Origin of the sequence: Streptomyces sp. NPDC048523 (assembly GCF_043199815.1) — a bacterium.
GTDB lineage: Bacteria > Actinomycetota > Actinomycetes > Streptomycetales > Streptomycetaceae > Streptomyces.
In genome coordinates this window covers 539,149-562,148 of record NZ_JBICWQ010000002.1, presented here as the reverse complement: position 1 = coordinate 562,148, position 23,000 = coordinate 539,149, and the positions used below count along the sequence as shown (strand labels likewise).

The 23,000-nt window shown below is 69.5% G+C and carries 24 protein-coding genes; 11 read left to right on the top strand and 13 right to left on the bottom strand.

Annotation, left to right across the window (positions count from 1 at the left end):
• Nucleotides 1-20: 20 nt before the first annotated feature.
• The 5 genes from fabF to ACGFWE_RS11525 form a co-directional block, all read right to left on the bottom strand.
• Nucleotides 21-1,301: a beta-ketoacyl-ACP synthase II gene (fabF, locus tag ACGFWE_RS11545; RefSeq protein ID WP_031055970.1), complete on the bottom strand. Its 1,281-nt coding sequence runs from the start codon at nucleotides 1,299-1,301 to the stop codon at nucleotides 21-23.
• A gap of 85 nt (nucleotides 1,302-1,386) precedes the next feature.
• Nucleotides 1,387-1,635 carry an acyl carrier protein gene (locus tag ACGFWE_RS11540; protein WP_062042561.1) on the bottom strand — a complete coding sequence of 83 codons (249 nt, stop codon included), beginning with the start codon at nucleotides 1,633-1,635 and terminating at the stop codon, nucleotides 1,387-1,389.
• Nucleotides 1,636-1,713: 78 nt separating this feature from the next.
• Complete coding sequence (locus tag ACGFWE_RS11535; RefSeq protein WP_352383427.1) at nucleotides 1,714-2,709, bottom strand: ketoacyl-ACP synthase III; 996 nt, start codon at nucleotides 2,707-2,709, stop codon at nucleotides 1,714-1,716.
• Nucleotides 2,710-2,725: 16 nt separating this feature from the next.
• Nucleotides 2,726-3,649 (bottom strand): ACP S-malonyltransferase, encoded by a 924-nt coding sequence (locus ACGFWE_RS11530; protein ID WP_393599520.1) that lies wholly within the window; start codon nucleotides 3,647-3,649, stop codon nucleotides 2,726-2,728.
• A gap of 89 nt (nucleotides 3,650-3,738) precedes the next feature.
• Nucleotides 3,739-4,947, bottom strand: a complete 1,209-nt coding sequence (locus tag ACGFWE_RS11525) for a helix-turn-helix domain-containing protein (protein ID WP_352383423.1) — start codon at nucleotides 4,945-4,947, stop codon at nucleotides 3,739-3,741.
• 92 nt (nucleotides 4,948-5,039) lie between these two features.
• Between ACGFWE_RS11525 and ACGFWE_RS11520 the strand changes: the two genes are divergently transcribed.
• Entirely contained in the window at nucleotides 5,040-5,693 is a 654-nt protein-coding gene (locus ACGFWE_RS11520; RefSeq protein WP_352383421.1) for a pirin family protein, read from the top strand.
• Here ACGFWE_RS11520 and ACGFWE_RS11515 read toward each other — a convergent pair.
• Both ACGFWE_RS11515 and ACGFWE_RS11510 read right to left on the bottom strand, forming a co-directional pair.
• Nucleotides 5,690-6,505 (bottom strand): serine hydrolase domain-containing protein, encoded by an 816-nt coding sequence (locus tag ACGFWE_RS11515; protein ID WP_352383419.1) that lies wholly within the window; start codon nucleotides 6,503-6,505, stop codon nucleotides 5,690-5,692. The two genes, ACGFWE_RS11520 and ACGFWE_RS11515, sit on opposite strands and share 4 nt — an antisense overlap.
• Before the next feature lie 19 nt (nucleotides 6,506-6,524).
• The gene (locus ACGFWE_RS11510) at nucleotides 6,525-6,995 is read right to left on the bottom strand and encodes a GNAT family N-acetyltransferase (RefSeq protein ID WP_393599517.1); all 471 of its coding nucleotides are present in this window, start codon (nucleotides 6,993-6,995) and stop codon (nucleotides 6,525-6,527) included.
• A 97-nt stretch (nucleotides 6,996-7,092) separates the two neighbouring features.
• Between ACGFWE_RS11510 and ACGFWE_RS11505 the strand changes: the two genes are divergently transcribed.
• Nucleotides 7,093-7,557 (top strand): MerR family transcriptional regulator, encoded by a 465-nt coding sequence (locus tag ACGFWE_RS11505; RefSeq protein ID WP_125191391.1) that lies wholly within the window; start codon nucleotides 7,093-7,095, stop codon nucleotides 7,555-7,557.
• Nucleotides 7,554-8,570, top strand: a complete 1,017-nt coding sequence (locus tag ACGFWE_RS11500; RefSeq protein WP_393599515.1) for an aldo/keto reductase — start codon at nucleotides 7,554-7,556, stop codon at nucleotides 8,568-8,570. The genes ACGFWE_RS11505 and ACGFWE_RS11500 overlap by 4 nt, the downstream gene beginning before the upstream one ends.
• Nucleotide 8,571: 1 nt before the next feature.
• Here ACGFWE_RS11500 and ACGFWE_RS11495 read toward each other — a convergent pair whose 3' ends face one another.
• The 3 genes from ACGFWE_RS11495 to ACGFWE_RS11485 are packed head-to-tail and all read right to left on the bottom strand — an operon-like array spanning nucleotide 8,572 to nucleotide 11,395.
• Complete coding sequence (locus tag ACGFWE_RS11495; RefSeq protein WP_393600194.1) at nucleotides 8,572-9,429, bottom strand: DUF4429 domain-containing protein; 858 nt, start codon at nucleotides 9,427-9,429, stop codon at nucleotides 8,572-8,574.
• Between the two features lie 58 nt (nucleotides 9,430-9,487).
• Nucleotides 9,488-10,705 (bottom strand): alpha/beta hydrolase, encoded by a 1,218-nt coding sequence (locus ACGFWE_RS11490; RefSeq protein ID WP_393599513.1) that lies wholly within the window; start codon nucleotides 10,703-10,705, stop codon nucleotides 9,488-9,490.
• Between the two features lie 54 nt (nucleotides 10,706-10,759).
• Nucleotides 10,760-11,395 carry a TetR family transcriptional regulator gene (locus ACGFWE_RS11485; protein WP_393599511.1) on the bottom strand — a complete coding sequence of 212 codons (636 nt, stop codon included), beginning with the start codon at nucleotides 11,393-11,395 and terminating at the stop codon, nucleotides 10,760-10,762.
• A 66-nt stretch (nucleotides 11,396-11,461) separates the two neighbouring features.
• Here ACGFWE_RS11485 and ACGFWE_RS11480 point away from each other — a divergent pair, with 66 nt between their 5' ends.
• Entirely contained in the window at nucleotides 11,462-13,081 is a 1,620-nt protein-coding gene (locus ACGFWE_RS11480; RefSeq protein WP_393599509.1) for an MFS transporter, read from the top strand.
• A gap of 252 nt (nucleotides 13,082-13,333) precedes the next feature.
• Nucleotides 13,334-13,645: a small hydrophobic protein gene (locus tag ACGFWE_RS11475; protein ID WP_352384341.1), complete on the top strand. Its 312-nt coding sequence runs from the start codon at nucleotides 13,334-13,336 to the stop codon at nucleotides 13,643-13,645.
• 74 nt (nucleotides 13,646-13,719) lie between these two features.
• Here ACGFWE_RS11475 and ACGFWE_RS11470 read toward each other — a convergent pair whose 3' ends face one another.
• Nucleotides 13,720-14,457 carry a potassium channel family protein gene (locus ACGFWE_RS11470; protein ID WP_352383406.1) on the bottom strand — a complete coding sequence of 246 codons (738 nt, stop codon included), beginning with the start codon at nucleotides 14,455-14,457 and terminating at the stop codon, nucleotides 13,720-13,722.
• Nucleotides 14,458-14,536: 79 nt separating this feature from the next.
• Nucleotides 14,537-17,269 carry a pyruvate dehydrogenase (acetyl-transferring), homodimeric type gene (gene aceE / locus ACGFWE_RS11465; protein ID WP_393599507.1) on the bottom strand — a complete coding sequence of 911 codons (2,733 nt, stop codon included), beginning with the start codon at nucleotides 17,267-17,269 and terminating at the stop codon, nucleotides 14,537-14,539.
• Between the two features lie 372 nt (nucleotides 17,270-17,641).
• Between aceE and ACGFWE_RS11460 the strand changes: the two genes are divergently transcribed.
• From ACGFWE_RS11460 to ACGFWE_RS11435, 6 genes are all read left to right on the top strand, one after another.
• Nucleotides 17,642-18,073, top strand: coding sequence for a DUF3052 domain-containing protein (locus tag ACGFWE_RS11460; protein WP_020116104.1), 432 nt, complete (start codon nucleotides 17,642-17,644; stop codon nucleotides 18,071-18,073).
• A 110-nt stretch (nucleotides 18,074-18,183) separates the two neighbouring features.
• Complete coding sequence (locus tag ACGFWE_RS11455) at nucleotides 18,184-18,642, top strand: peroxiredoxin (RefSeq protein WP_020136458.1); 459 nt, start codon at nucleotides 18,184-18,186, stop codon at nucleotides 18,640-18,642.
• Nucleotides 18,643-18,768: 126 nt separating this feature from the next.
• The gene (locus tag ACGFWE_RS11450) at nucleotides 18,769-19,344 is read left to right on the top strand and encodes a calcium homeostasis/redox stress adaptation protein (protein WP_007381726.1); all 576 of its coding nucleotides are present in this window, start codon (nucleotides 18,769-18,771) and stop codon (nucleotides 19,342-19,344) included.
• Nucleotides 19,345-19,467: 123 nt separating this feature from the next.
• Entirely contained in the window at nucleotides 19,468-20,043 is a 576-nt protein-coding gene (locus ACGFWE_RS11445; protein ID WP_352383402.1) for a TerD family protein, read from the top strand.
• Nucleotides 20,044-20,168: 125 nt separating this feature from the next.
• Nucleotides 20,169-21,317 (top strand): DUF475 domain-containing protein, encoded by a 1,149-nt coding sequence (locus tag ACGFWE_RS11440; RefSeq protein WP_352383401.1) that lies wholly within the window; start codon nucleotides 20,169-20,171, stop codon nucleotides 21,315-21,317.
• Nucleotides 21,318-21,404: 87 nt separating this feature from the next.
• On the top strand, nucleotides 21,405-22,142 hold the full coding sequence (locus tag ACGFWE_RS11435) for a Tellurium resistance (protein WP_280851750.1): 738 nt from the start codon (nucleotides 21,405-21,407) through the stop codon (nucleotides 22,140-22,142).
• Nucleotides 22,143-22,148: 6 nt separating this feature from the next.
• Here ACGFWE_RS11435 and ACGFWE_RS11430 read toward each other — a convergent pair whose 3' ends face one another.
• The gene (locus ACGFWE_RS11430; RefSeq protein ID WP_352383399.1) at nucleotides 22,149-22,949 is read right to left on the bottom strand and encodes a TerD family protein; all 801 of its coding nucleotides are present in this window, start codon (nucleotides 22,947-22,949) and stop codon (nucleotides 22,149-22,151) included.
• Nucleotides 22,950-23,000 lie beyond the last annotated feature (51 nt).

The following is a 23,000-nucleotide window of genomic DNA, read 5'->3' as shown; positions in this document are numbered from 1 at the left end:
CCGTTGCGTACAGACGGTCCTCAGACCGTACGGAACGCCAGTACGACGTTGTGCCCGCCGAACCCGAACGAGTCGTTCAGCGCGGCGATACGGCCCTCCACGGGCAGCTTGCGGGCCTCGCCGCGGACCACGTCGGCGTTGGCCTCCGCCTCCGGGTCGAGGTTCTCGACGTTGATGGTCGGCGGAGCCACCCGGTGGTACAGGGCGAGCACCGTCGCGACCGTCTCCACGCCGCCCGCGCCACCCAGCAGGTGACCCGTCATCGACTTGGTGGCGGACACGGCCATGTGGTCGGCGTCGTCCCCGAACACCTTCCGCAGCGCCTTGAGCTCCGCGATGTCACCGGCCGGGGTCGACGTGGCGTGCGCGTTGACGTGCACGATCTCCGCCGGGTTCAGGTCGGTGCGGTCCAGCAGGTTCTGCAGGGCGTGCGAGATGCCGCGGCCCTCCGGCTCCGGCTGCACGATGTCGTGGGCGTCGGCGGAGATGCCCTGCCCGACCGCCTCGGCGTACACCCGCGCACCGCGCTTGGCGGCGTGCTCGGCGGACTCCAGGACGACGACACCGGCACCCTCGCCGAGGACGAAGCCGTCCCGGGCGACGTCGTAGGGACGCGAGGCGCCCTCGGGGTTCTCGTTGTTCTTGGACATCGCCATCATGTTGCCGAACGCGGCGATGGGCAGCGGGTGGATCGCCGCCTCCGTGCCACCGGCGACGACGACGTCGGCGCGGCCGGTACGGATCATCTCGATGGCGTAGCCGATGGCCTCGGCGCCCGACGCGCAGGCGGAGACCGGGGTGTGCACACCGGCGCGGGCGCCGACGAGCAGACCCACGTTGGCGGACGGGCTGTTGGGCATCAGCATCGGCACGGTGTGCGGGGAGACGCGGCGGACGCCCTTCTCCTTGAGCACGTCGTACTGGTCGAGCAGGGTCGTCACACCGCCGATGCCGGAGGCGATGACGGCGCCGAGACGGTCCGGGTCGACCTCGCCGACGGAGCCGTCCTCACCGGCCTTGCCCTCGAAACCGGCGTCGGCCCACGCCTCCTTGGCCGCGATCAGCGCGAACTGCGCCGAGCGGTCCAGGCGACGGGCCTGCGGCCGGGGAATGACCTCGGTCGGCTCCACGGCGATCTGTGCGGCGATGCGGACCGCCTGCTCGGCGGCCCACTCCTGCTCGAGGGGCTTGACGCCGGACTTGCCGGCGACCAGACCCTCCCAGGTAGAGGCTGCGTCGCCACCCAGCGGTGTGGTTGCGCCGATACCGGTGACGACCACGGTGCGATTGGTCGGGCTCACGGGAAATCTTTCTCCAACGGTACGAGGATTAAGCGGCGCCACCGCCGGGTGGCGGGGCCGGTCAGCGTCCGGCCCAAGCAGTGGCTCAGGCCTGGTGCTTGAGGATGTAGCTGGTCGCGTCGCCGACCGTCTTGAGGTTCTTGACGTCGTCGTCCGGGATCTTGACGTCGAAGCGCTCTTCGGCGGCGACGACGACCTCGACCATGGACAGCGAGTCGACGTCCAGGTCGTCGGTGAAGGACTTGTCCAGCTGGACGTCCTCAACCGGGATGCCGGCGATCTCGTTCACGATGTCGGCGAGACCGGCGACGATCTCTTCCTGAGTGGCGGCCATGGTGGCGCTCCTTCGTTTTCTTGTTCAGAGGGTTGGCAGTGCTTCCCGTCCCGGACCGGATGATCCGGCACGGAGTGCCTAGGGGAGGGTAACGACAGTGGCGGCGTAGACGAGACCCGCCCCGAATCCGATGACGAGCGCCGTGTCGCCGCTCTTCGCCTCACCGGTCGCCAGGAGCCGCTCCATCGCGAGCGGGATCGAGGCGGCCGAGGTGTTGCCGGTGGTGCGCACGTCACGCGCGACCGTGACGTGCTCCGGCAGTTTCAGCGTCTTCACCATCGAGTCGATGATCCGCTCGTTGGCCTGGTGGGGAATGAAGACGTCCAGGTCGTCCGGGCTGATCCCGGCCGCGTCCAGCGCCTGCTGGGCGACCTTCGCCATCTCGAACACGGCCCAGCGGAACACCGCCTGGCCCTCCTGCGTGATCGCGGGGAACTTGCCCGAGGAGTCGTACTCGGTCCACGCCACGGTCTGCTTGATCGTCTCGGACTTGTCGCCCTCGGAGCCCCAGACCGTGGGGCCGATCGCGGGCTCCTTCGACGGGCCGACGACGACCGCGCCGGCGCCGTCGCCGAACAGGAAGGCCGTGGCCCGGTCCTCGAGGTCGGTCAGGTCGGACAGTCGCTCCACGCCGATGACGAGGACGTACTCCGCGCTGCCCTCGACGATCATGCCCTTGGCGAGGGTGAGACCGTAGCCGAAGCCCGCGCAGCCCGCCGAGATGTCGAAGGCGGCGGCCTTGTTCGTGCCCAGCTTGTCGGCGATCTCCGTCGCCACGGCCGGGGTCTGCTTGAAGTGCGAGACGGTCGAGACGATCACGCCGCCGATCTGCTCGGCGGAGATCCCGGCGTCGGCGATCGCCTTGCCGGACGCCTCGATCGACATCGCGGCGACGGTCTCCTCGGCGTTCGCCCAGTGCCGGGTCTGGATGCCGGAGCGCGAGCGGATCCACTCGTCGGACGAGTCGATCGTCTCGAGGATCACCTCGTTCGGCACGACCCGGGTCGGGCGGTAGCCGCCGACACCGAGGATGCGCGCGTACGGGGCGCCCTTGCTGGGCTTGATCTTCGACATGCTCTCGTGCTCCTTCTCAGGCACTGTGCTCGGCGATGAGCTCGCGAGCAGCGTCGAGGTCGTCCGGGGTCTTCAGGGCCAGCGTCTTGACGCCGGGCAGCGCGCGCTTGGCGAGGCCGACCAGCGTGCCGCCGGGGGAGACCTCGATCAACGCGGTGGCGCCGAGCTCCTTGAAGGTCTCCATGCACAGGTCCCAGCGGACCGGGTTGGCGACCTGGCCGACCAGCCGCTCCAGCACCTCGGCGCCGGTGGCGACGGCCCGGCCGTCCTTGTTCGAGACGTACGTGAGCGTCGGATCGGCCGGCGTGAGATCGGCGGCGGCCTTGGCCAGCGCGTCGACCGCGGGGGCCATGTGGTGCGTGTGGAAGGCGCCGGCGACCTTGAGCGGGACGACCTTGCGGACGCCCTCGGGCTTGTCCTCGTTCAGGACGGCGAGCTGCTCCAGCGTGCCCGCGGCGACGATCTGCCCGGCGCCGTTGACGTTCGCCGGGGTCAGGCCCAGCTTCTCCAGGTGCGCGACGGAGACCTCGGGGTCCCCGCCGAGCAGCGCCGACATGCCGGTCTCGGTGATCGCGGCGGCGTCGGCCATGGCCAGACCCCGCTTGCGTACGAGGGTGAGGGCGGCGGTGTCGTCCAGCACGCCCGCGAAGGCCGCGGCCGTGATCTCACCGACACTGTGCCCCGCGACCGCGCCGGGGGCGATGTCGTCGAGGGCACCGAGTGCCGAGGCCGACAGGATCCCGGCCGCCACCAGGAGCGGCTGGGCCACGGAGGTGTCGCGGATGGCGTCCGCGTCGGCCTGTGTGCCGTAGTGGACGAGGTCCAGTCCGATGACGTCGGACCACGCGGCGACGCGGTCCGCGGCACCGGGGAGTTCGAGCCAGGGGGTCAGGAAGCCGGGCGTCTGGGCGCCCTGGCCGGGAGCGACGAGTACGAGCACTCTCACACTCTCTCTTGAGGGCGGCCCAAGCCGCCCGTGGGGACAGGGACGAAGAACAGGAGGGGGTTTTGTGGGCCCCCGACAAAAGCCTAGGGCTGGAGATCCCCGTCGGCCAGACGCCCCAGGATGAGCGCGATGCGCAAGGTGAAGGCCGAACGTACGTCGGAGGGCGACCAGCCGGTGACATCAGTCACACGTCGAAGCCGGTAGCGCACGGTGTTGGGATGCACGAACAGCATCCGGGCCGCCCCCTCCAGACTGGACGCCTGTTCGAGGTAGACGGAGAGTGTCTCCAGCAGCGCCGAACCGGCCTCCTCCAGCGGTCTGTAGATCTCCTCCACCAACTGCTCGCGCGCGCTGGGATCGCCGGCCATCGCACGTTCCGGAAGCAGGTCGTCCGCCAGCACCGGGCGCGGGGCGTCCTGCCAGGCGGAACATGCCTTGAGCCCGGCGGCGGCCGCCTGCGCGGAGCGGGTCGCGGCCAGCAGATCGGGGACGACGGGCCCGGCCACCACGGGTCCGGCCGCGTACGGCCCGATCAGCGACTTCGCCACGGCGAGCGGGTTGTCGCTGCCGCCCGCGATCACGACGAGCCGGGCCCCGAGGACCCCGGTCAGCACCTGGAGCTTGGCGTGCCGGGCGGCCCGCCGGATGGCCTCGACGGTCAGCTCGGAGTCGCCCTCGGGGGCGGGGCCGAGGACGACGCACACATGCTCGGGAGCGTTCCAGCCCAGCGCGGCGGCCCTGCTCACGGCCCCCTCGTCGGCCTCACCGCTGAGCACGGCGTTCACGACCAGCGACTCCAGCCGGGCGTCCCAGGCACCGCGTGCCTCGGCGGCCTGGGCGTAGACCTGCGCGGTGGCGAAGGCGATCTCGCGGGCGTACACGAGCAGCGCCTCGCGCAGCACGGACTCGTCACCGGGGGCCGCGACCTCGTCGATCGCGCTCTCCATGACCTCGATGGTGGTGCGCACCATCTCCACGGTCTGCCGCAGCGTGATGGCCCGGGTCAGCTCACGGGGAGCGGTCCCGAACACGTCCGTGGAGATGGCCTGCGGGGCGTCCGGACGCCGGAACCACTCGGTGAAGGCGGCGATGCCGGCCTGGGCGACCAGCCCGATCCAGGAACGGTTCTCCGGCGGCATGGCCCGGTACCACGGCAGCGTCTCGTCCATGCGCGTGATGGCCTGCTGCGCGAGGGACCCGGACGACTTCTCCAGCCGCTTCAGGGTCGCGGCATGGGCGTGGACGCCGCGGGGCGCGTCGGGGTCGGACTTGCGGTGTTCGGGTTCGGGCACGGGGACAAGACTGCCTTATCGGGACGTCAGCGCGTGCCGCCGGGTACCGACGAGTCCCCACCGGCAGGCAGCCCTGGCACTACCGTGGTCCCGTGACGGACGTACGGCGCGCAGCGGAGCGCTACCCAGGCGGGGACCCCGGGACCGGAATCGAGTCGTGGCACGCCTTCTCGTTCGGGCCGCACTACGACCCCGACAACCTCCGGTTCGGCGCGCTGATCGCCTGCAACGAGGAGCGGCTCGTGCCCGGCGCCGGGTTCGACGAGCATCCGCACAGCCACACCGAGATCGTGACGTGGGTGGTCGAGGGGGAGCTGACGCACCGGGACTCCACCGGGCACGAGACGGTCGTGCGGCCCGGTGACGTGCAGCGGCTGAGCGCCGCCGCGGGCGTCCGGCACGTCGAGCGCAACGACGCCGGGACCACGCTGACCTTCGTGCAGACCTGGCTGGCGCCCCTGGAGCCCGGCGGCGAACCGTCGTACGAGATCGTCCGCGGGATCGCCGACTCGACGCCGTACGCGGTCCCGGAGGCGGGCGCGATGCTCCATGTGCGGCGGCTGGCGGCGGGGGAGCGGACCGCGGTGCCCGACGGGCGCCACCTGTACGTCCATGTCGTGCGCGGCGAAGTGCGCCTGGACGGCGAGGAGTTGGGGGCCGGTGACGCGGCCCGGGTCACCGACGCCGAGGAGCTGGACGTGGTGGCGGTGACCCCGGCCGAACTGCTGGTGTGGGAGATGTCCTAGAGGCCGGCGAGCACCGCGTCGGTGAACGCGGGCCACGCCTCGATCGCCCAGGGCCCGAACGCGCGGTCGGTCAGCGCCACACAGGCCGCTCCCGCGTCGGGGTCGATCCACAGGAACGTGCCGGACTGGCCGAAGTGCCCGAAGGTGCGCGGCGAGGACGAAGAGCCCGTCCAGTGGGGGGACTTGGAGTCGCGGATCTCGAAGCCGAGGCCCCAGTCGTTGGGGTTCTGGTGACCGTAGCCGGGCAGCACGCCCTTCGTGCCCGGGTACTGGACGGTCATCGCCGCCGCGACCGTCCGCGGATCCAGCAGCCGTGGCGCCTGCACCTCCGCCGCGAACCGGAGAAGATCCCCGACCGTCGACACACCGTCCTTCGCGGGGGAGCCCTCCAGCGACGTCGACGTCATGCCCAGCGGCTCCAGCACGGCCTGCCGCAGATACTCCGCGAACGGGATGTCCGTGGCCTTGGCGACATGGTCGCCGAGCTGCTCGAAGCCCGCGTTCGAGTACAGCCGCCGCTCCCCGGGTGCGGCCGTCACCCGGTGCTCGTCGAAGGCCAGCCCCGAGGTGTGCGCGAGCAGGTGCCGCACCGTCGATCCGCTCGGCCCGGCCGGCTCGTCGAGCTCGACCGCTCCCTCCTCGTACGCGACGAGGACGGCGTACGCGGCGAGCGGCTTGGTGACCGAGGCCAGCGGGAAGCGGTGATCGGTCGGACCGTGGGTCCCGAGGACCGTACCGTCGCCGCGCACCACCCCCGCCGCAGCGGTGGGAACCGGCCAGTTTTCGATCAACGCGAGGCTCTGCAAGGACATGCCGTCGAGCGTAAGCGGCTCAGAGCCCGAGAATCATCGTGGGGTCCGGCTTCCGGACGAACCCGAGCGAGACGTAGAGCGGCTCGGCCTCGGGGGACGCGGTCAGCATGACCTGCCCGGCGCCCCGCTCGCGGAACCACGCCAGCAGTTCGTCCATGCACGCGCGCGCGTAGCCGCGTCGCCGGGCGTCCGGATCGGTGGCGACGCTGAAGACGTACCCGGCCAGGCCGTGCGGATTGGACGCCTTCCCGATCCGGTAGTCGACCGTCCCGACGACCAGTGCGGCCAGCGCCCCCGGCCGGTCCGGGTGGTCGACCACGAAGGCCGCGAAGTCCCCGTCGGCCTCGGCCAGCTTCTCCCGCAGCGACGGCAGCGCCTCCGGGTGCCACGCTGTGGAGCCGTCCCCACCGGGCAGGGAGTCGATCATCACCTGACGCAGCCGCAGTACTTCTTGGGCGTCCTCGGTCGTGGCACGGCGTACGAGACTCATGCACCGCACGGTAGCGATCGCACCCAAGGGGCGTCCTGCCGATTTCTTACCGGTACCGCTTGCTTGGAGTGCACTCCAAGGCCATAGCGTTGGGGCCATGACGGTGATGGAGACCACGGGTACCAGGACCGACAGCTGCGCCGCCCCGCCGCACCCCCACCGGCGGCCGGCGGGCCAGGACAGCTACACGATCAGCGAGGTCGTCGCCTTCACCGGCCTGACCGCGCACACCCTGCGCTGGTACGAGCGCATCGGCCTCATGCCGCACATCGACCGCTCGCACACCGGCCAGCGCCGCTACAGCAACCGCGACCTCGACTGGCTCGACCTCGTCGGCAAGCTCCGGCTCACCGGCATGCCGGTCGCCGACATGGTGCGGTACGCGGAACTGGTGCGCGAGGGCGACCACACGTTCACCGAACGGTTCGAGCTCCTGGAGACGACCCGCCGGGACGTCCTGTCCCGGATCGCGGAACTCCAGGACACGCTCGCCGTTCTCGACCGGAAGATCAGCTTCTACGCCGAAGCCGGTCGCGCCTACGAATCGGAGAAGGCCGGATGACGGACCGCACGATCCCCACCGCACAGCTCGGCGACACCGGCCCCACGGTCGGCGTCCAGGGACTCGGCTGCATGGGCATGAGCTTCGCCTACGGCCCCCCGGACGCGGAGGCGTCCCGGGCCACCCTGGAGCGGGCCCTGGAGCTCGGCATCACCCTCTACGACACGGCGGACGCCTACGGCCAGGGGGAGAACGAGAAGTTCCTGTCCCCGTTCTTCAAGGCCCACCGCGACGAGGTCGTGATCGCCACCAAGTTCGCCCTGGCGATACCCCCGGACGACCCGACCCGGCGGATCATCCGCAACGACCCGCCGTACATCCGCCAGGCGGTCGAGGCGAGCCTGAAGCGCCTGGACGTCGACGCGATCGACCTCTACTACATGCACCGGCGCGATGTGAACGTGCCGATCGAGGAATCCGTCGGCACCATGGCCGAGCTGGTGCGCGAGGGCAAGGTCAAGCACCTGGGCCTGAGCGAGGTCACCGCCTCGGAGCTGCGTGCGGCGCAGGCCGTGCACCCCATCGCCGCCGTGCAGTCGGAGTGGTCCCTGTTCAGCCGGGACATCGAGGCCAAGGTGGTCCCGGCCGCCCGCGAACTGGGCGTGGCGCTCGTGCCGTACTCCCCGCTCGGGCGCGGGTTCCTCACCGGGTCCTTCACCAACGCCGACAAGGACCTCACCGCCGACGACTTCCGCCGCCAGCAGCCCCGTTTCACGGGCGACAACGCGGCGGCGAACGCGGCCCTGCTGGAGCCGGTCCGCACGGTCGCCGAGGCCCACGGCGTCTCCCTGGGCCAGATCGCCCTGGCCTGGGTCCAGCAGCAGACGGCGGTCCACGACCTCCCGGTGATCCCGATCCCGGGCACCCGCAAGCCGAGCCGCGTGGAGGAGAACGCGGCGGCGACGGCCATCGAGCTCACCAAGGAGGAGCTGGAGCTGCTGGAGCCGATCGCGGCCCAGGTGGCCGGGGACCGGTACGCGGACATGCGGTTCTCTTCAGCGGGCCGGGAGTGAGCTAGAGCTCCGCCAGCAGCTCCGCCTTCTTCACGGAGAACTCCTCGTCGGTCACCAGCCCGGCCTGGTGCAGCTCCCCGAGATGGCGGATCCGTTCGGCGATGTCGGCGGGGTCCCGGCGTGGCGCGGTCGCGGCCGGGATCACCGCCGCGGGCCCTCGCTGCCGTACGGCCGCCAGGACCGCCGCCGCGAACGGCAGGGACTCATGGACCGGCCCGTACCCGAGCCCGAACACCACGGCCGCCGGATCCTGGTCGGCCTGCACCGGCCCCGGCTCGCCGCGCAGCAGCCGAAGATGCCCCTCGAAGACCTCCGGTGACCGCCACTCGACACCCGTCAGCTCGGACACCGGGAAACTCTGGTCGCCGGCCTTCCACTTCGCCGAGGACGCTCCCGTCCAGAACCAGCGGAAGCGCACGGTACGGCCGTCGAAGGACGCCTTCCCGTCGTACGCCTTGAACTGCAACGGCACCTCGGGCGCCGGCACCAGGAAACGTTCCGCCGGCTCGGCGTCCTCCTTCAGGAGTGCGCGCAGCTCGTCCGCGTAGTACTCGGCGAGCGTCTCCTTGTCCGCCGGCAGCACCAGCCGGTACGGATCGCACCCCTCCTTCAGCTGCCCCGCCGCCGCCTCCATGAGGGGATCCGCCCCGGGCCGCGGCTCGGCCTGCAGTACCACCGTGCCCCGCTTGCCCGGCGTCAGCGTCACACCGGAGATCGCCTCCAGGGGGATCCGTCGTTCCCCCAGCGCCTGGAAGAGCTTCGGAGTGCGAATCCCCCTTTCGTAGCGGATGAGCACGGAGTCGGACTCGAACTCCCAGGCGGCATGAAATCCGGCCAGTACGTCACCCATGCGGGTCATCGTATTCGGCACGAGCTCCTTCGTCCCCTCCTCGCGCAGACCGCGATTCCTGCGGTCTCTACGCGCGTCCGGCCGTGGCCGTGCCGGACAAACCGGCGCGACAGGCTTCGTCCTCGTGGGCGCAGTGCACCGAGCGGTACGCGCCAATGCCGATCTCGGCGAAGTTGAGCAGACTCTCCGTTCCGGGTTCGAAGTAACCGGCGTGCCCGTCCGCACCCCGCGCGGACAGCACACGCGCGCCGAACGCGGAGGACACCGGGTCGGCGCCGTGGCCGAGCCCGCCCACCTCCATGTACGGCACGTCCTGGATCCAGTCGTCGGCGTCCCGCATCGCCCACACGTGCGCGGCGGTGCGCAGGTGGGAGGCGCTGGCGACCCGCATTCCGGGGCTGCCGGCCACCGCGATGTCGGCCACCCGGCCGGGCAGCGTGTGCGCGGCCACCCCGCACACCACGGAGCCGTAGCTGTGGCAGAACAGGGAGACGGGCGAGCTGCCGGGCAGCGCGCGCACCAGCGCGTTCAGCCGGACGGCGCCCGTCTCGGCGCGCATCGCGGTGGCCGAGTCGATGCCGAGTCCGGCGGGTGCCGTGTAGTCGGCCCAGGCGATCACCGCCGTACGCGTGGCCGGGCTCGCCTCGCGCTCGGCCCGGTAGAGGGCCTGGGCCATGCCGACCGGCGCGGAGTACGTCCGCCTGGTGCGCTGGAAGGTGAGCACGTCGGTGTCGACACCGGGCACGACCACGGAGATCCGCTCCGCCGTACCCAGATCGCCGAAGACCTCGGCGACCCGGCCGGAGCCGTCGGGGTCGAAGGCGAGGATGTGGCGCTCCGGGGCGGTCAGCGACTCGAAGCGGTGCATACGGCGGCCCGCCTCCTGCTGACCGGCCGGGCTGAGCCGGGTGTCGTGCATGCGGGTGCGCTCGACGGCCCGGGCCTGGAACAGCGCGAGCCGGTTGGCCTGGTAGCGCAGGGCGACGGGGGTGCCGTTCATGTTGCCGACCGCGAGCGGGTAGCGCTGGGCGAGGCGGACCCGCTCCTGGGAGGTGAGCGCGGCGAAGAACCGCGTGAGCCGGTCCGGGTCGGTGTCCGGGTCCGGCAGCGGGTGTCCGTGGAGGCGGCCGTGCGCCCAGGACTGGAGCGAGGCCTGGAGCGGGGTGGTCTCCCTGTGGTTGCGCAGGGCGGTCCAGCCGGTGGTCGCCAGCATCACGAACACCACGGCCAGCGCGAGCAGTGCGCGCCAGACGTTGAGTTGCGGGGAGGTGTCGAAGGAAGTCACTGAAAGGACACACTAGGAGAACGAGACGGTCTCGGGTTAATCGAGTGACAGGGATCACGTTTCGGTGTAGGGGAACCACTTTCCGGTCAGGGCGGGACCCAACAGTTCGAGGTGGGAGACCGTCAACGCGCGCATCGCCTCCAGGCTGAACTCCCCGTCGGCCGACCACTGCCGTTCCGTCACCCGCATCACACCGCTGAAGATGGCCACCAGCAGCATGGGCCGCGGGTCGGTGGCCGGGTCGAGGCCCTCGCGTTCGGCGAGCACGCGCGTGAGCACCTCCTCGACCTCCGCCGAGCGCCGCAGATGCGCGGCGAGCAGCACGGGCGTCGACTCGATCACCCGGTACATGCTCAGGAACCGCTCCACCGGGACGACCGACTCGACGACCTCGTGCAGCGTGTCCCAGCCCTGGAGCACGGCCTGGCGCAGGGCCTCCAGCGGGGGTTCGTGCGGCGGACGGGCGCGTACGGCCTCCACGAAACGCGTCACCGTCATCGCGTCGAGCCCGAGCGCCGCGTCCTCCTTGCCGGCGAAGTAGCGGAAGAAGGTGCGCTGCGAGACCCCCACGGCGTCGGCGATGTCGTCGACGGTCGTCTGCTCGTAGCCCCGGGTGGTGAAGAGCTCGATCGCGACCCGCAGCAGTGCCTCACGGGTGCGCTGCTTCTTGCGTTCGCGCAGTGTTTCCATTGGTGTCAGTTACCGACTTGTGAATTGGTTTGTCAATTGTCAGTGGCTGTCACTAGCCTCGAACACATGACTAGTCAGACCACCATCGATACGACGGGGGCGGGGGACGGCGCGTCGCGGTCCCCGTCGGATCAGCCGCCCGCCTCCGGGCTGCGCGGCCACCCGTGGCTCACCCTCCTGACCGTGGCTGTCGGCGTCATGATGGTGGCCCTGGACGGCACCATCGTGGCCATCGCCAACCCGGCCATCCAGGCCGACCTCGAGGCGAGCTTCGCGGACGTCCAGTGGATCACCAACGGCTACTTCCTCGCCCTGGCGGTCGCCCTGATCACCGCGGGCAAGCTCGGTGACCGCTTCGGCCACCGCCAGACCTTCCTGATCGGGGTCGTCGGCTTCGCCGCCGCCTCGGGCGCGATCGGACTGTCCAGCAGCATCGCCGGGGTCGTCACCTTCCGTGTCCTGCAGGGCCTGTTCGGCGCCCTGCTGATGCCGGCCGCGCTCGGTCTGCTGCGGGCCACCTTCCCGGCCGAGAAGCTCAACATGGCCATCGGCATCTGGGGCATGGTCATCGGCGCCTCCACCGCCGGCGGGCCGATCCTCGGCGGTGTCCTCGTCGAGCACGTGAACTGGCAGTCGGTGTTCTTCATCAACGTGCCGGTGGGTGTCCTCGCCCTCGTCCTCGGTGTGCTGATCCTCCTCGATCACCGCGCCGAGAACGCCCCGCGCTCCTTCGACATCCTGGGCATAGCCCTGCTGTCCGTCGCCATGTTCTGCCTGGTGTGGGCGCTCATCAAGGCCCCGACCTGGGGCTGGGGCGACGGACTGACCTGGACCTTCATCGCCGCCTCCGCCGTGGGCTTCGCGCTGTTCGCCTTCTGGGAGACGAAGGTCAAGGAACCGCTGATCCCGCTCGCGCTGTTCCGTTCGGTGGCGCTGTCGGCGGGTGTGGTCCTCATGGTCCTCATGGCGATCGCGTTCATGGGCGGCCTGTTCTTCGTGACCTTCTACCTGCAGAACGTGCACGGTATGAGCCCGATCGACGCCGGCCTCCACCTGCTCCCGCTCACCGGGATGATGATCGTCGGCTCCCCGCTCGCGGGCGCGTTGATCACCAAGCTCGGCCCGCGGATCCCGCTGGCGGGCGGCATGGCGGCCACCGCGATCGCCATGTACGGCATGTCCACGCTGGAGACGGACACCGGCAGCGCTTTGATGTCCCTCTGGTTCGCCCTGCTCGGCCTCGGCCTCGCGCCCGTGATGGTCGGCGCCACCGAGGTCATCGTGGGCAACGCGCCCATGGAGCTCTCCGGTGTGGCCGGCGGTCTCCAGCAGGCCGCGATGCAGATCGGCGGCAGCCTCGGTACGGCCGTGCTCGGCGCCGTGATGGCCTCCAAGGTCGACGGCGACCTCGCGGCCAACTGGAAGGACGCGGGTCTGCCGGCGCTCACGCCGGCCCAGCTGGACCAGGCCTCGGAGGCGGTCCAGGTGGGGGTGGCGCCGGTCGCCAAGGGCACCCCACCGGAGATCGTCGCGAAGATCACGGACGTCGCCCATGACACCTTCATCTCCGGGATGAGCCTCGCGTCCCTGGTCGCCGCGGGTGTCGCCGCGTTCGCCGTCCTCGTCGCCCTGCTCACCAAGCGCGGCGAGAACGCGGAGGCGGGCGCGGGCGTCGGTCACATCTGACGGGACTTCAGCCTTCTTCCCCTATCAGGGTGAAGAGGCTAAAGATTTCTCGCCCTCGGTGCGCGCCGCAGGTCACAGTAAGTCAAGTCCTCCGCACGGCACGCTCGTGCGACGCGGAGGACGGACGGCGCTGCGGCGCGCTGCCGGAGGGGGGCGGCGCGCCGCAAGGCCGGAGGATTAACCGCGGAGACCGGGGTACTCGCATCGTTGAACCCGAGACGAACCCAACCAACCAAGGGTGTCAGGGAGTTGATGATGGCGGGCTACGGACACGGAACGCGCAAGTACCCCCGATCACGTGGCCGGACGTGGTCACGGAGCGGGCCGGATCGCGCGACGCTCGGAATCATCGGAGTCATCTGTGCGGTCGCGGGCTTCTTCGTGCTGGGCATCATTCTGGGCCCTGTCGCGATGGTCTGCGGTTGGCTTGCCATGGGCCGCACCTGGTCGGGCGGCAACCGTGCCTGGCCTGCTCTGGTCGCCTTCGTTCTGGGCGCCATCGACACGCTCCTGGCGATCATCTGGCTCGTCGGAGCGGCCACCCCGGGCAGCGGTCTGTTCTGACCCGGGGCGCGTGAGGGAAGGGCCCCCGGTGGGACGACCGGGGGCCCGCCCGCGTCTTCGGACCGGAGTTCGTCTCATCCCCCGACGGACGTCTTGCGCAGGGCCGCGACCTCCGCGCGCAGGGCCCGTACTTCCTCCGTCAGGGTCTGGATCGCCTCCGTCTGCCGGCGTTCCTCCACGTCGTCCTTCTCGAACCGCTCGATGAACCAGGCGGCGATGTTCGCGGTCACCACACCGAGCAGGGCGATGCCGGACAGCATCAGCCCGACCGCGATCATGCGGCCCAGGCCGGTGGTCGGGGCGTGGTCGCCGTAGCCCACGGTCGTCATGGTGGTGAAGGACCACCACACCGCGTCACCCAACGTGCGGATGTTCCCGTTCGGCGCGTCCCGTTCCACCGAGAGCACCGCCAGCGACCCGAACATCAGCAGTCCCACGACCGCCCCGGCCACATACGTCGTCACCCGGATCTGCGACGCCATCCGGGCCCGCTGCCCCACCAGCAGCAGGGTGGAGACCAGCCGCAGCAGCCGCAGCGGCTGTATGAGCGGCAGCACCACGGCGCACAGGTCCATCCAGTGCCGCCGTACGAATCCGCGGCGGTCCCGCGAGAGCGACAACCGCATGAGGTAGTCGACGGCGAACACCCCCCACACCGCCCATTCGACCCCCGTGCACACCGCCGTGAGCGACCGTCCCGCCGAGGTGTCCACGATCGGCACGGCATAGGCGACGGCGAACAGCACCGCGAGCGCCAGAAGGGGCCGCTGGGTGTGCTGTTCCCAACGGACCTGCGCCGACTGTTCCTTCATGACCGCATCGTAAGGAAACGGTAAGGGCGGTGGAGCCATAGCTCCACCGCCCTTCGTCCGCTCCGGCCGAGCGCAGCGCTTACGCGTCGCCGCCCGCGGCCCCAGGGTCGGCCGCGGAGACATCCAGCAGCTGGTACCGGTCGATCGCCTGCTTCAGCACCGACCGGTCCACCTTGCCCTCCCGCGCCAGCTCCGTCAGCACGCCCAGCACGATCGACTGCGCGTCGATGTGGAAGAACCGCCGCGCCGCGCCCCGGGTGTCCGCGAAGCCGAACCCGTCCGCTCCCAGCGACTGGTACGTGCCCGGTACCCACCGCGCGATCTGGTCGGGAACCGCCCGCATCCAGTCGGACACGGCCACGAACGGACCCTGCGCGCCGGCCAGCTTCCGCGTCACGTACGGCACCCGCTGCTCCTCCTCCGGGTGCAGCAGGTTGTGCTCCTCGCAGGCCACGGCCTCGCGCCGCAGTTCGTTCCAGGAGGTCGCCGACCAGACGTCCGCCTTGACGTTCCACTCCTCGGCGAGGATCTTCTGCGCCTCGACCGCCCACGGCACAGCCACCCCGGACGCCATGATCTGCGCCGGGATCGAGCCCGAGGTGCCCTCGGAGAACCGGTAGATGCCCTTGATGATGCCCTCGGCGTCCACGTTCTCCGGCTCGGCCGGGTGCCGGATGGGCTCGTTGTAGACGGTGAGGTAGTAGAAGACATTCTCGCTGTCCGGGCCGTACATCCGCCGCAGACCGTCCTGCACGATGTGCGCGATCTCGAACCCGAACGCCGGGTCGTACGCCACACACCCGGGGTTGGTCGAGGCGAGCAGCTGCGAGTGGCCGTCCGCGTGCTGGAGCCCCTCACCGGTCAGCGTCGTACGGCCCGCGGTCGCGCCCAGCACAAATCCGCGCGCCAGCTGGTCCGCCATCTGCCAGAACTGGTCGCCGGTGCGCTGGAAACCGAACATCGAGTAGAAGACGTAGACCGGGATCAGCGGCTCGCCGTGCGTGGCGTACGCCGAACCCGCCGCGATGAGGGAGGCCGTGCAGCCCGCCTCGGAGATGCCGTCGTGCAGCATCTGGCCGGTCGGCGACTCCTTGTACGCGAGCAGCAGTTCACGGTCCACCGACTCGTACTGCTGGCCGAGCGGGTTGTAGATCTTCGCACTCGGGAAGAACGAGTCCATGCCGAAGGTGCGGTACTCGTCCGGCGCGATCAGCACGAACCGCTTGCCGAGCTCCTTGTCCCGCATGAGGTCCTTGAGCAGTCGCACGAAGGCCATGGTGGTGGCGATCGACTGCTGTCCGGACCCCTTCTTCACACTCGCGTACGTCTTGTCGTCCGGCAGCGCGAGCGGCTTGGCACGCACGACACGCGTCGGGACGTAACCGCCCAGACCCAGTCGGCGGTCGTGCATGTACTGGATCTCCTCCGAGTTCCGGCCCGGGTGGTAGTAGGGCGGCGCGCCCGACTCCAGCTCCTTGTCGGAGATCGGCAGGTGCAGCCGGTCGCGGAAGCCCTTGAGGTCGTCGACCGTCAGCTTCTTCATCTGGTGCGTGGCGTTGCGGCCCTCGAAGTTCGGGCCCAGCGTCCAGCCCTTGACGGTCTTGGCGAGGATGACCGTCGGCTGGCCGGTGTGCTCCACGGCCGCCTTGAACGCGGCGTAGATCTTCTTGTGGTCGTGACCGCCGCGCCCCAGGTGCAGGATCTGGTCGTCGGTCATGCCCTCGACCATGGCGCGCAGCCGCTGGTCGTCGCCGAAGAAGTGGTCGCGGATGTAGGCGCCGGACTCGGTGGCGTAGGTCTGGAACTGGCCGTCCGGGGTGGTGTTCATCCGGTTGACGAGGATGCCGTCGCGGTCCTGCGCGAGCAGCGGGTCCCAGGTCCGGTCCCAGATGAGCTTGATCACGTTCCAGCCGGCGCCGCGGAAGACCGACTCCAGCTCCTGGATGACCTTGCCGTTGCCGCGCACCGGCCCGTCGAGGCGCTGGAGGTTGCAGTTGACGACGAAGGTCAGGTTGTCCAGGCCCTCGCGTGCGGCGATGGTCAGCTGGCCGAGCGACTCGGGCTCGTCCATCTCGCCGTCGCCGAGGAACGCCCACACATGGGACTTGCTCGTGTCGGCGATCCCGCGCGCGTGCATGTAGCGGTTCATCCGCGCCTGGTAGATCGCGCCGATCGGGCCCAGGCCCATCGACACGGTCGGGAACTCCCAGAAGTCCGGCATCAGCCGCGGGTGCGGGTACGAGGACAGCCCGTGCGGCGCCTTCGACTTCTCCTGGCGGAACGCGTCGAGGTTGTCCTCGCTGAGCCGGTCGAGCAGGAACGCGCGCGCGTAGATGCCCGGCGAGGCGTGCCCCTGGAAGAAGACCTGGTCGCCGCCGTCGCCCTCGTCCTTGCCGCGGAAGAAGTGGTTGAAGCCGACGTCGTACAGGGACGCGGAGGACGCGAAGGTGGCGATGTGGCCGCCGACGCCGATCCCGGGACGCTGGGCGCGCGAGACCATCACGGCCGCGTTCCACCGGGTGGCGTTCAGGATCTTGCGCTCGATCTCCTCGTTGCCGGGGAAGAACGGCTCCGCTCTGGTCGGGATGGTGTTCACGTAGTCCGTGCTGCGCATCTCGGGCACGGCCACGCGCTTCTCGCGGGCCCGCTCGATGAGCCGCAGCATCAGATAGCGGGCCCGCTCCCGGCCGCGCTCGTCCACGGCGGCGTCAAGGGAGTCGAGCCACTCCTGGGTTTCCTCGGGATCGAAGTCAGGAACCTGACTCGGAAGGCCGCCAATGATGATCGGATTGCGATCGGATCCGGAAGCCACGCTGTTCCTTACCTGTCAGAGGGCCGTATTTCTGTATGTCTGCACCGCTCCCCATCGTGTACCTCGGGGGGCCAAACGTCATCTCTACTCCGGGGTAACCCCAGGTCCCGTACCCGGGTATGGTTCCCAAACACGCAAAGAGGGCAGAAAGGTGTGGCATGCGTCACGACGTGACCGCGATGATGTGCCTGGAGTTGGGGTGACAGTCCCGGAACGTCACCGTTTCGGCGGTCTGAAACGCCGGGTACTTGCGCGATCCGCCCCGCCCGTGTGGACTACGGCCAATGCTTCGCGCACGCGCGTGGCTGAGACTCCCCCCGAGCCGACGGCCTGGAGGGACCCCCAATCAAAGACAAGACCAGGAGGCAACCCGTGAGCGCGACCGCGGACCACGCGGAGACGAGCCCTGCCGTGAGGCTGGGGTTCCAGCCCGAGCAGGTGGTCCAGGAGATCGGCTACGACGACGACGTAGACCAGGAACTCCGCGAGGCCATCGAGCAAGTCATCGGCAGCGACCTTGTGGACGAGGATTACGACGACGTCGCCGATGCCGTGGTGCTCTGGTTCCGTGACGAGGACGGCGACCTGACCGATGTGCTGGTGGACGCCACCACGTACATCGAGGAAGGTGGCTCGATCCTGTTGCTGACGCCGAAGACCGGCCGGGACGGCTACGTGGAGCCGAGTGACATCTCCGAAGCCGCGACGACGGCAGGCCTGTCCGCCTCCAAGAGCGTCAGCGTGGGCAAGGACTGGAGTGGCAGCCGGCTGGTGACACCCAAGGCGGCCAAGTCCAAGAAGTAGCCCAGTAGGACCGGACGGGCCGGCGCGACCGGCCCGTCCGCTTTCCTGTGGTGATCGCTGCGTAGGGTGGTCGCGTCACTCGAACAGCCCCCCGAAGGGACATCCACGCGATGGCGATCCAGGTCGGCGAAAAGGCCCCCGACTTCGAGCTCAAGGACAACCACGGCCGGACCGTGAAGCTGTCCGACTTCCGTGGCAGCAAGAACGTCGTGCTGCTCTTCTACCCCTTCGCCTTCACCGGTGTGTGCACAGGTGAGCTGTGCGAGCTGCGTGACAACCTTCCGCAGTTCTCCGACCGCGACACCCAGCTGCTCGCCGTCTCCAACGACTCCATCCACACCCTGCGCGTCTTCGCCGAGCAGGAGGGCCTGGAGTACCCGCTGCTCAGCGACTTCTGGCCGCACGGCGAGGTCTCCCGCGCCTACGGCGTCTTCGCCGAGGACAAGGGCTGCGCGGTGCGCGGCACCTTCGTCATCGACAAGGAGGGCGTGGTCCGCTGGACCGTCGTCAACGCCCTGCCGGACGCCCGCGACCTGAACGAGTACGTGAAAGCGCTCGACACCCTGTGATTGTTCGCCTCCAGGGACTGCGTGGGCCGGGAACCCGTCACTAGGATCGAATCGTTGATCCGACAGCATCCGACATCGCACGCACTGTGGGGCTCCCGGCCCCCGGACACCAAAAATGGAGGACTCGTGGGAGTCAGCCTCAGCAAGGGCGGCAACGTATCGCTGACCAAGGAGGCCCCGGGCCTGACCGCGGTCATCGTCGGTCTGGGGTGGGACGTCCGCACCACGACCGGCACCGACTTCGACCTGGACGCCAGCGCACTGCTGCTGAACGCGGCCGGCAAGGTCGCCAGTGACGCGAACTTCGTCTTCTTCAACAACCTCAAGAGCGCGGACGGCTCGGTCGAGCACACCGGCGACAACATCACCGGTGAGGGCGAGGGAGACGACGAGCAGATCAAGGTCAACCTCGCCGCGGTCCCGGCCGACGTCGACAAGATCGTCTTCCCGGTGTCGATCTACGACGCCGAGAACCGCCAGCAGTCCTTCGGCCAGGTGCGCAACGCGTTCATCCGCGTCGTGAACCAGGCCGGCGAGGCGGAGATCGCCCGCTACGACCTCTCCGAGGACGCGTCCACCGAGACCGCCATGGTCTTCGGCGAGCTCTACCGCAACGGCGCGGAGTGGAAGTTCCGCGCCATCGGCCAGGGCTACGCCTCGGGCCTGCGCGGTATCGCCCAGGACTTCGGCGTCAACGTCTAGGACCCGTTCACCGGGCCGGCCCTCGGACCGGCCCGGCTCTCTTCGTCCGGCGCCGCACGGTTTGCGTGCGGCGCCGGATGTGCAGGACAAGCACAGAAGCACACTTTCGGGGAGGGACAGCACATGGGCGTCACGCTCGCCAAGGGAGGGAACGTCTCCCTGTCCAAGGCCGCACCCAACCTCACCCAGGTGATGGTCGGACTCGGCTGGGACGCGCGCTCCACCACCGGAGCCGACTTCGACCTCGACGCCAGCGCCCTGATGTGCAGCAGCGGGCGGGTCCTGGGTGACGAGTACTTCATCTTCTACAACCAGCTCAAGAGCCCGGACGGCTCGGTCGAGCACACCGGCGACAACCTCACCGGTGAGGGCGAGGGCGACGACGAGTCGCTGCTGATCGACCTCTCCAAGGTGCCGCCGCAGTGCGACAAGATCGTCTTCCCGGTCTCCATCCATGACGCCGACAACCGCGGCCAGACCTTCGGCCAGGTCAGCAACGCCTTCATCCGCGTGGTCAACCAGGCCGACGGCCAGGAACTGGCCCGCTACGACCTCTCCGAGGACGCCTCCACCGAGACCGCGATGATCTTCGGCGAGCTCTACCGCTACCAGGGCGAGTGGAAGTTCAGGGCGGTGGGGCAGGGGTACGCGTCGGGCCTGAGGGGCATCGCCCTGGACTTCGGTGTCAACGTCTCATAACGCGATATGAGCAAAAGCCGGGGCCGGGTGGGGCTTCGAGGGTGCCCGACTACACTTCGCTTCAAAGTTTCGTAAAGCCGAGTGCGGCACGGGGGAACCCCGTACACGTACGGATTGGGTAGCCAGTGGTTCTCAAAACCTTCGGCTGGTCGTTCGCGGTCACCGCGCTCGGCCTGGTCGCTGCGGTCCTCTACGGGGGGTGGGAGGCCTTCGGAATCGTGGCGATCCTCTCCATCCTCGAGATCTCCCTGTCGTTCGACAACGCGGTGGTCAACGCCGGAATCCTGAAGAAGATGAACGCCTTCTGGCAGAAGATCTTCCTCACGGTCGGCGTCCTCATCGCCGTCTTCGGCATGCGGCTGGTCTTCCCCGTCGTCATCGTCGCGATCAGCGCCAAGATGGGGCCCATCGAGGCGGTCGACCTCGCGCTCAACAACAAGGACCGCTACCAGGAGCTGGTGACCGACGCGCACCCGTCGATCGCCGCGTTCGGTGGCATGTTCCTGCTGATGATCTTCCTCGACTTCATCTTCGAGGACCGGGACATCCAGTGGCTGCGCTGGATCGAGCGACCGCTGGCCAAGCTCGGCAAGGTCGACATGCTGTCGGTCTGCATCGCCCTGGTCGTCCTGCTGATCACCGCCTTCACCTTCGCCACCCACGCCCACCAGCACGGCGGCGCGCACGTCGACAAGGCGCAGACCGTCCTGATCTCCGGCATCGCGGGCCTGATCACCTACATGATCGTCGGCGGCCTCTCCGGCTACTTCGAGGACAAGCTCGAAGAGGAGGAGGAACGCGAGCACGAGGACGAGGAACGGGCCGAACGCGAGGGCAAGCCCAAGTCGGCGGTCCTGATGGCCGGCCAGGCAGCGTTCTTCATGTTCCTGTACCTGGAGGTCCTGGACGCCTCCTTCTCCTTCGACGGTGTGATCGGCGCGTTCGCCATCACCAACGACATCGTCCTGATGGCGCTGGGCCTGGGCATCGGCGCGATGTACGTCCGTTCCCTGACCGTGTACCTGGTCCGCCAGGGCACCCTCGACGACTACGTCTACCTGGAGCACGGCGCGCACTACGCGATCGGCGCCCTCGCCGTGATCCTCATGGTCACCATCCAGTACGAGATCCACGAGATCATCACCGGCATGATCGGTGTCCTGCTGATCGGCTGGTCCTTCTGGTCCTCGGTGCGCCGCAACAAGGCGCTCGCGGCCGCCGAGGGAAAAGCGGCGGGCTCGGACGAGAAGACTGAGGTCTCGTCCGGGGTGTGACACCCTTCCCGGTGAGGAACGCTCTGAGCGGGGCGGCCGGCCTCCGGCCGCCCCGCCGGTTTCTCCTAAGTGAACATGGGGGCGGGAATGGGCTTCTTGGACGGACTCCGGGGCGGCCGTGAGGTCGACTTCGATTCGGGCAGCGCGGCCAGCAACGCGATCGAACTGACCAAGCGGCACAACCGGGTCTCGCTCACCAAGCAGGGCGCGGCGACCGGGAACCTCCGCATCAACCTCACCTGGCGGATGCGGACCTCCGACATCGGGGGCTCCCAGCGGGAGTCGCTGCTGCGGCACCCCTTCAAGGCCCTCAAGCCGCCGGAGGTCCTCGGCCACAGCCAGAGCATGGTCAACGTCGACCTCGACCTGGGGTGCCTGTACGAACTGGCCGACGGCACCAAGGGGGTCGTCCAGCCCCTCGGCGGCCTGCTGGGGGACGTGAACGCGCCGCCGTACGTGAAGCTCAGCGGGGACGACCGGTTCGGGTCGGCGTCCGGCGAGACGATGTACGTCAACCTCGATCACCGGGACCAGATCAAGCGGCTGCTGGTCTTCGTGTACATCTACGACCAGACCCCGGCGTTCGACCGTACGCACGCCATCGTGACGCTGTACCCGAGCAACGGACCGCGGATCGAGATAGGCCTCGACGAGCGGCACCCCCAGGCCCGGTCGTGTGCGGTGGTGATGATCGAGAACGTCAAGGGCGAGCTCGTCGTGCGCCGTGAGGTGCAGTTCGTGTACGGCTTCCAGGGCGAGCTGGACCGGTTGTACGGGTGGGGGCTGCAGTGGGGGCGGGGTTACAAGGCGAAGGCGGACCGGTGAGCGCCGCTACCGCCCGATGAACTGCGGGCCCTGGGGAGGCATACGGAACTCCGCCGCCGGGACCGGCGCCACCGGGTGCGGATAGCCGTAGCCCGACGCCGCCACGGGAGCCGTCGCCGGGGTCGCCTGCTGGGGGTAGCCGTAGGCGGCCTGGGTCGGGACCGAGGCCGCCGACTGCGCCGGCTGTTCCGGGGGCAGGGGGAACGACGTGGGTTCGGCCTGGGGCCGGGGCTGGGTCTGCGCGGAGTCGGACTCGTCCACCACGATGCCGTAGTCCGTGGCCAGGCCCTGCAGGCCCTCCACATAGCCCTCGCCCAGGGCGCGGAACTTCCAGCCCTCGCCGCGGCGGTACAGCTCACCGCAGATCAGGGCGGTCTCCTGGCCCGTCTCGGGCTTGATGTCGAAGGAGATCAGCGGTTCGCCGTCGGCGGCCGAGGCGTCGTACAGCAGGATGCACAGGCCCTGTACGCGGCCGAAGGTGGCGTTCTCCACCGACCCCTCGTCCACCGAGGCGACCAGGAGAATCTGGCTGACGTCGGCCTCGACACCGGCGAGATCCGTCTGGATCGTGTCGGTGGGGCCTTCGGCGACGCGCTTCTTGCCGAGGAGCCAGACCTGCCCGGAGGGGTGCCGGGGCTGGTTGTAGAAGACGAAGTCCTCGTCGGATCGCACACGACCGTCGGGGCCGAGGAGCAGCGCCGAGGCGTCGACGACCGGGACCCCCTGCCCGGGGGCCCAGCGCAGCACGGCGCGTACCGTGGTGGCTTCCAGTGGGACGTTCGACCCCTTCAGCATGGCGTGCGTCATGCGGTCATCCTGCCCTCTCGGTCCTGATCACGACAATGCGGGGGTACGGGA

Bases quoted from the DNA above. Each gene is read 5' to 3' on its own strand.
- ACGFWE_RS11495 (WP_393600194.1), bottom strand. From the start codon at position 9,429: ATGACCCGCATGGGTGACGTACTGGCCGGATTTCATGCCGCCTGGGAG.
- ACGFWE_RS11515 (WP_352383419.1), bottom strand. From the start codon at position 6,505: ATGTCCTTGCAGAGCCTCGCGTTGATCGAAAACTGGCCGGTTCCCACC.
- ACGFWE_RS11510 (WP_393599517.1), bottom strand. From the start codon at position 6,995: ATGAGTCTCGTACGCCGTGCCACGACCGAGGACGCCCAAGAAGTACTG.
- ACGFWE_RS11435 (WP_280851750.1), top strand. From the start codon at position 21,405: ATGGGCTTCTTGGACGGACTCCGGGGCGGCCGTGAGGTCGACTTCGAT.
- ACGFWE_RS11500 (WP_393599515.1), top strand. From the start codon at position 7,554: ATGACGGACCGCACGATCCCCACCGCACAGCTCGGCGACACCGGCCCC.
- ACGFWE_RS11455 (WP_020136458.1), top strand. From the start codon at position 18,184: ATGGCGATCCAGGTCGGCGAAAAGGCCCCCGACTTCGAGCTCAAGGAC.
- ACGFWE_RS11475 (WP_352384341.1), top strand. From the start codon at position 13,334: ATGATGGCGGGCTACGGACACGGAACGCGCAAGTACCCCCGATCACGT.
- ACGFWE_RS11535 (WP_352383427.1), bottom strand. From the start codon at position 2,709: ATGTCGAAGATCAAGCCCAGCAAGGGCGCCCCGTACGCGCGCATCCTC.
- ACGFWE_RS11540 (WP_062042561.1), bottom strand. From the start codon at position 1,635: ATGGCCGCCACTCAGGAAGAGATCGTCGCCGGTCTCGCCGACATCGTG.
- ACGFWE_RS11445 (WP_352383402.1), top strand. From the start codon at position 19,468: ATGGGCGTCACGCTCGCCAAGGGAGGGAACGTCTCCCTGTCCAAGGCC.
- ACGFWE_RS11505 (WP_125191391.1), top strand. From the start codon at position 7,093: ATGACGGTGATGGAGACCACGGGTACCAGGACCGACAGCTGCGCCGCC.
- ACGFWE_RS11480 (WP_393599509.1), top strand. From the start codon at position 11,462: ATGACTAGTCAGACCACCATCGATACGACGGGGGCGGGGGACGGCGCG.
- ACGFWE_RS11485 (WP_393599511.1), bottom strand. From the start codon at position 11,395: ATGGAAACACTGCGCGAACGCAAGAAGCAGCGCACCCGTGAGGCACTG.
- ACGFWE_RS11430 (WP_352383399.1), bottom strand. From the start codon at position 22,949: ATGACGCACGCCATGCTGAAGGGGTCGAACGTCCCACTGGAAGCCACC.
- ACGFWE_RS11470 (WP_352383406.1), bottom strand. From the start codon at position 14,457: ATGAAGGAACAGTCGGCGCAGGTCCGTTGGGAACAGCACACCCAGCGG.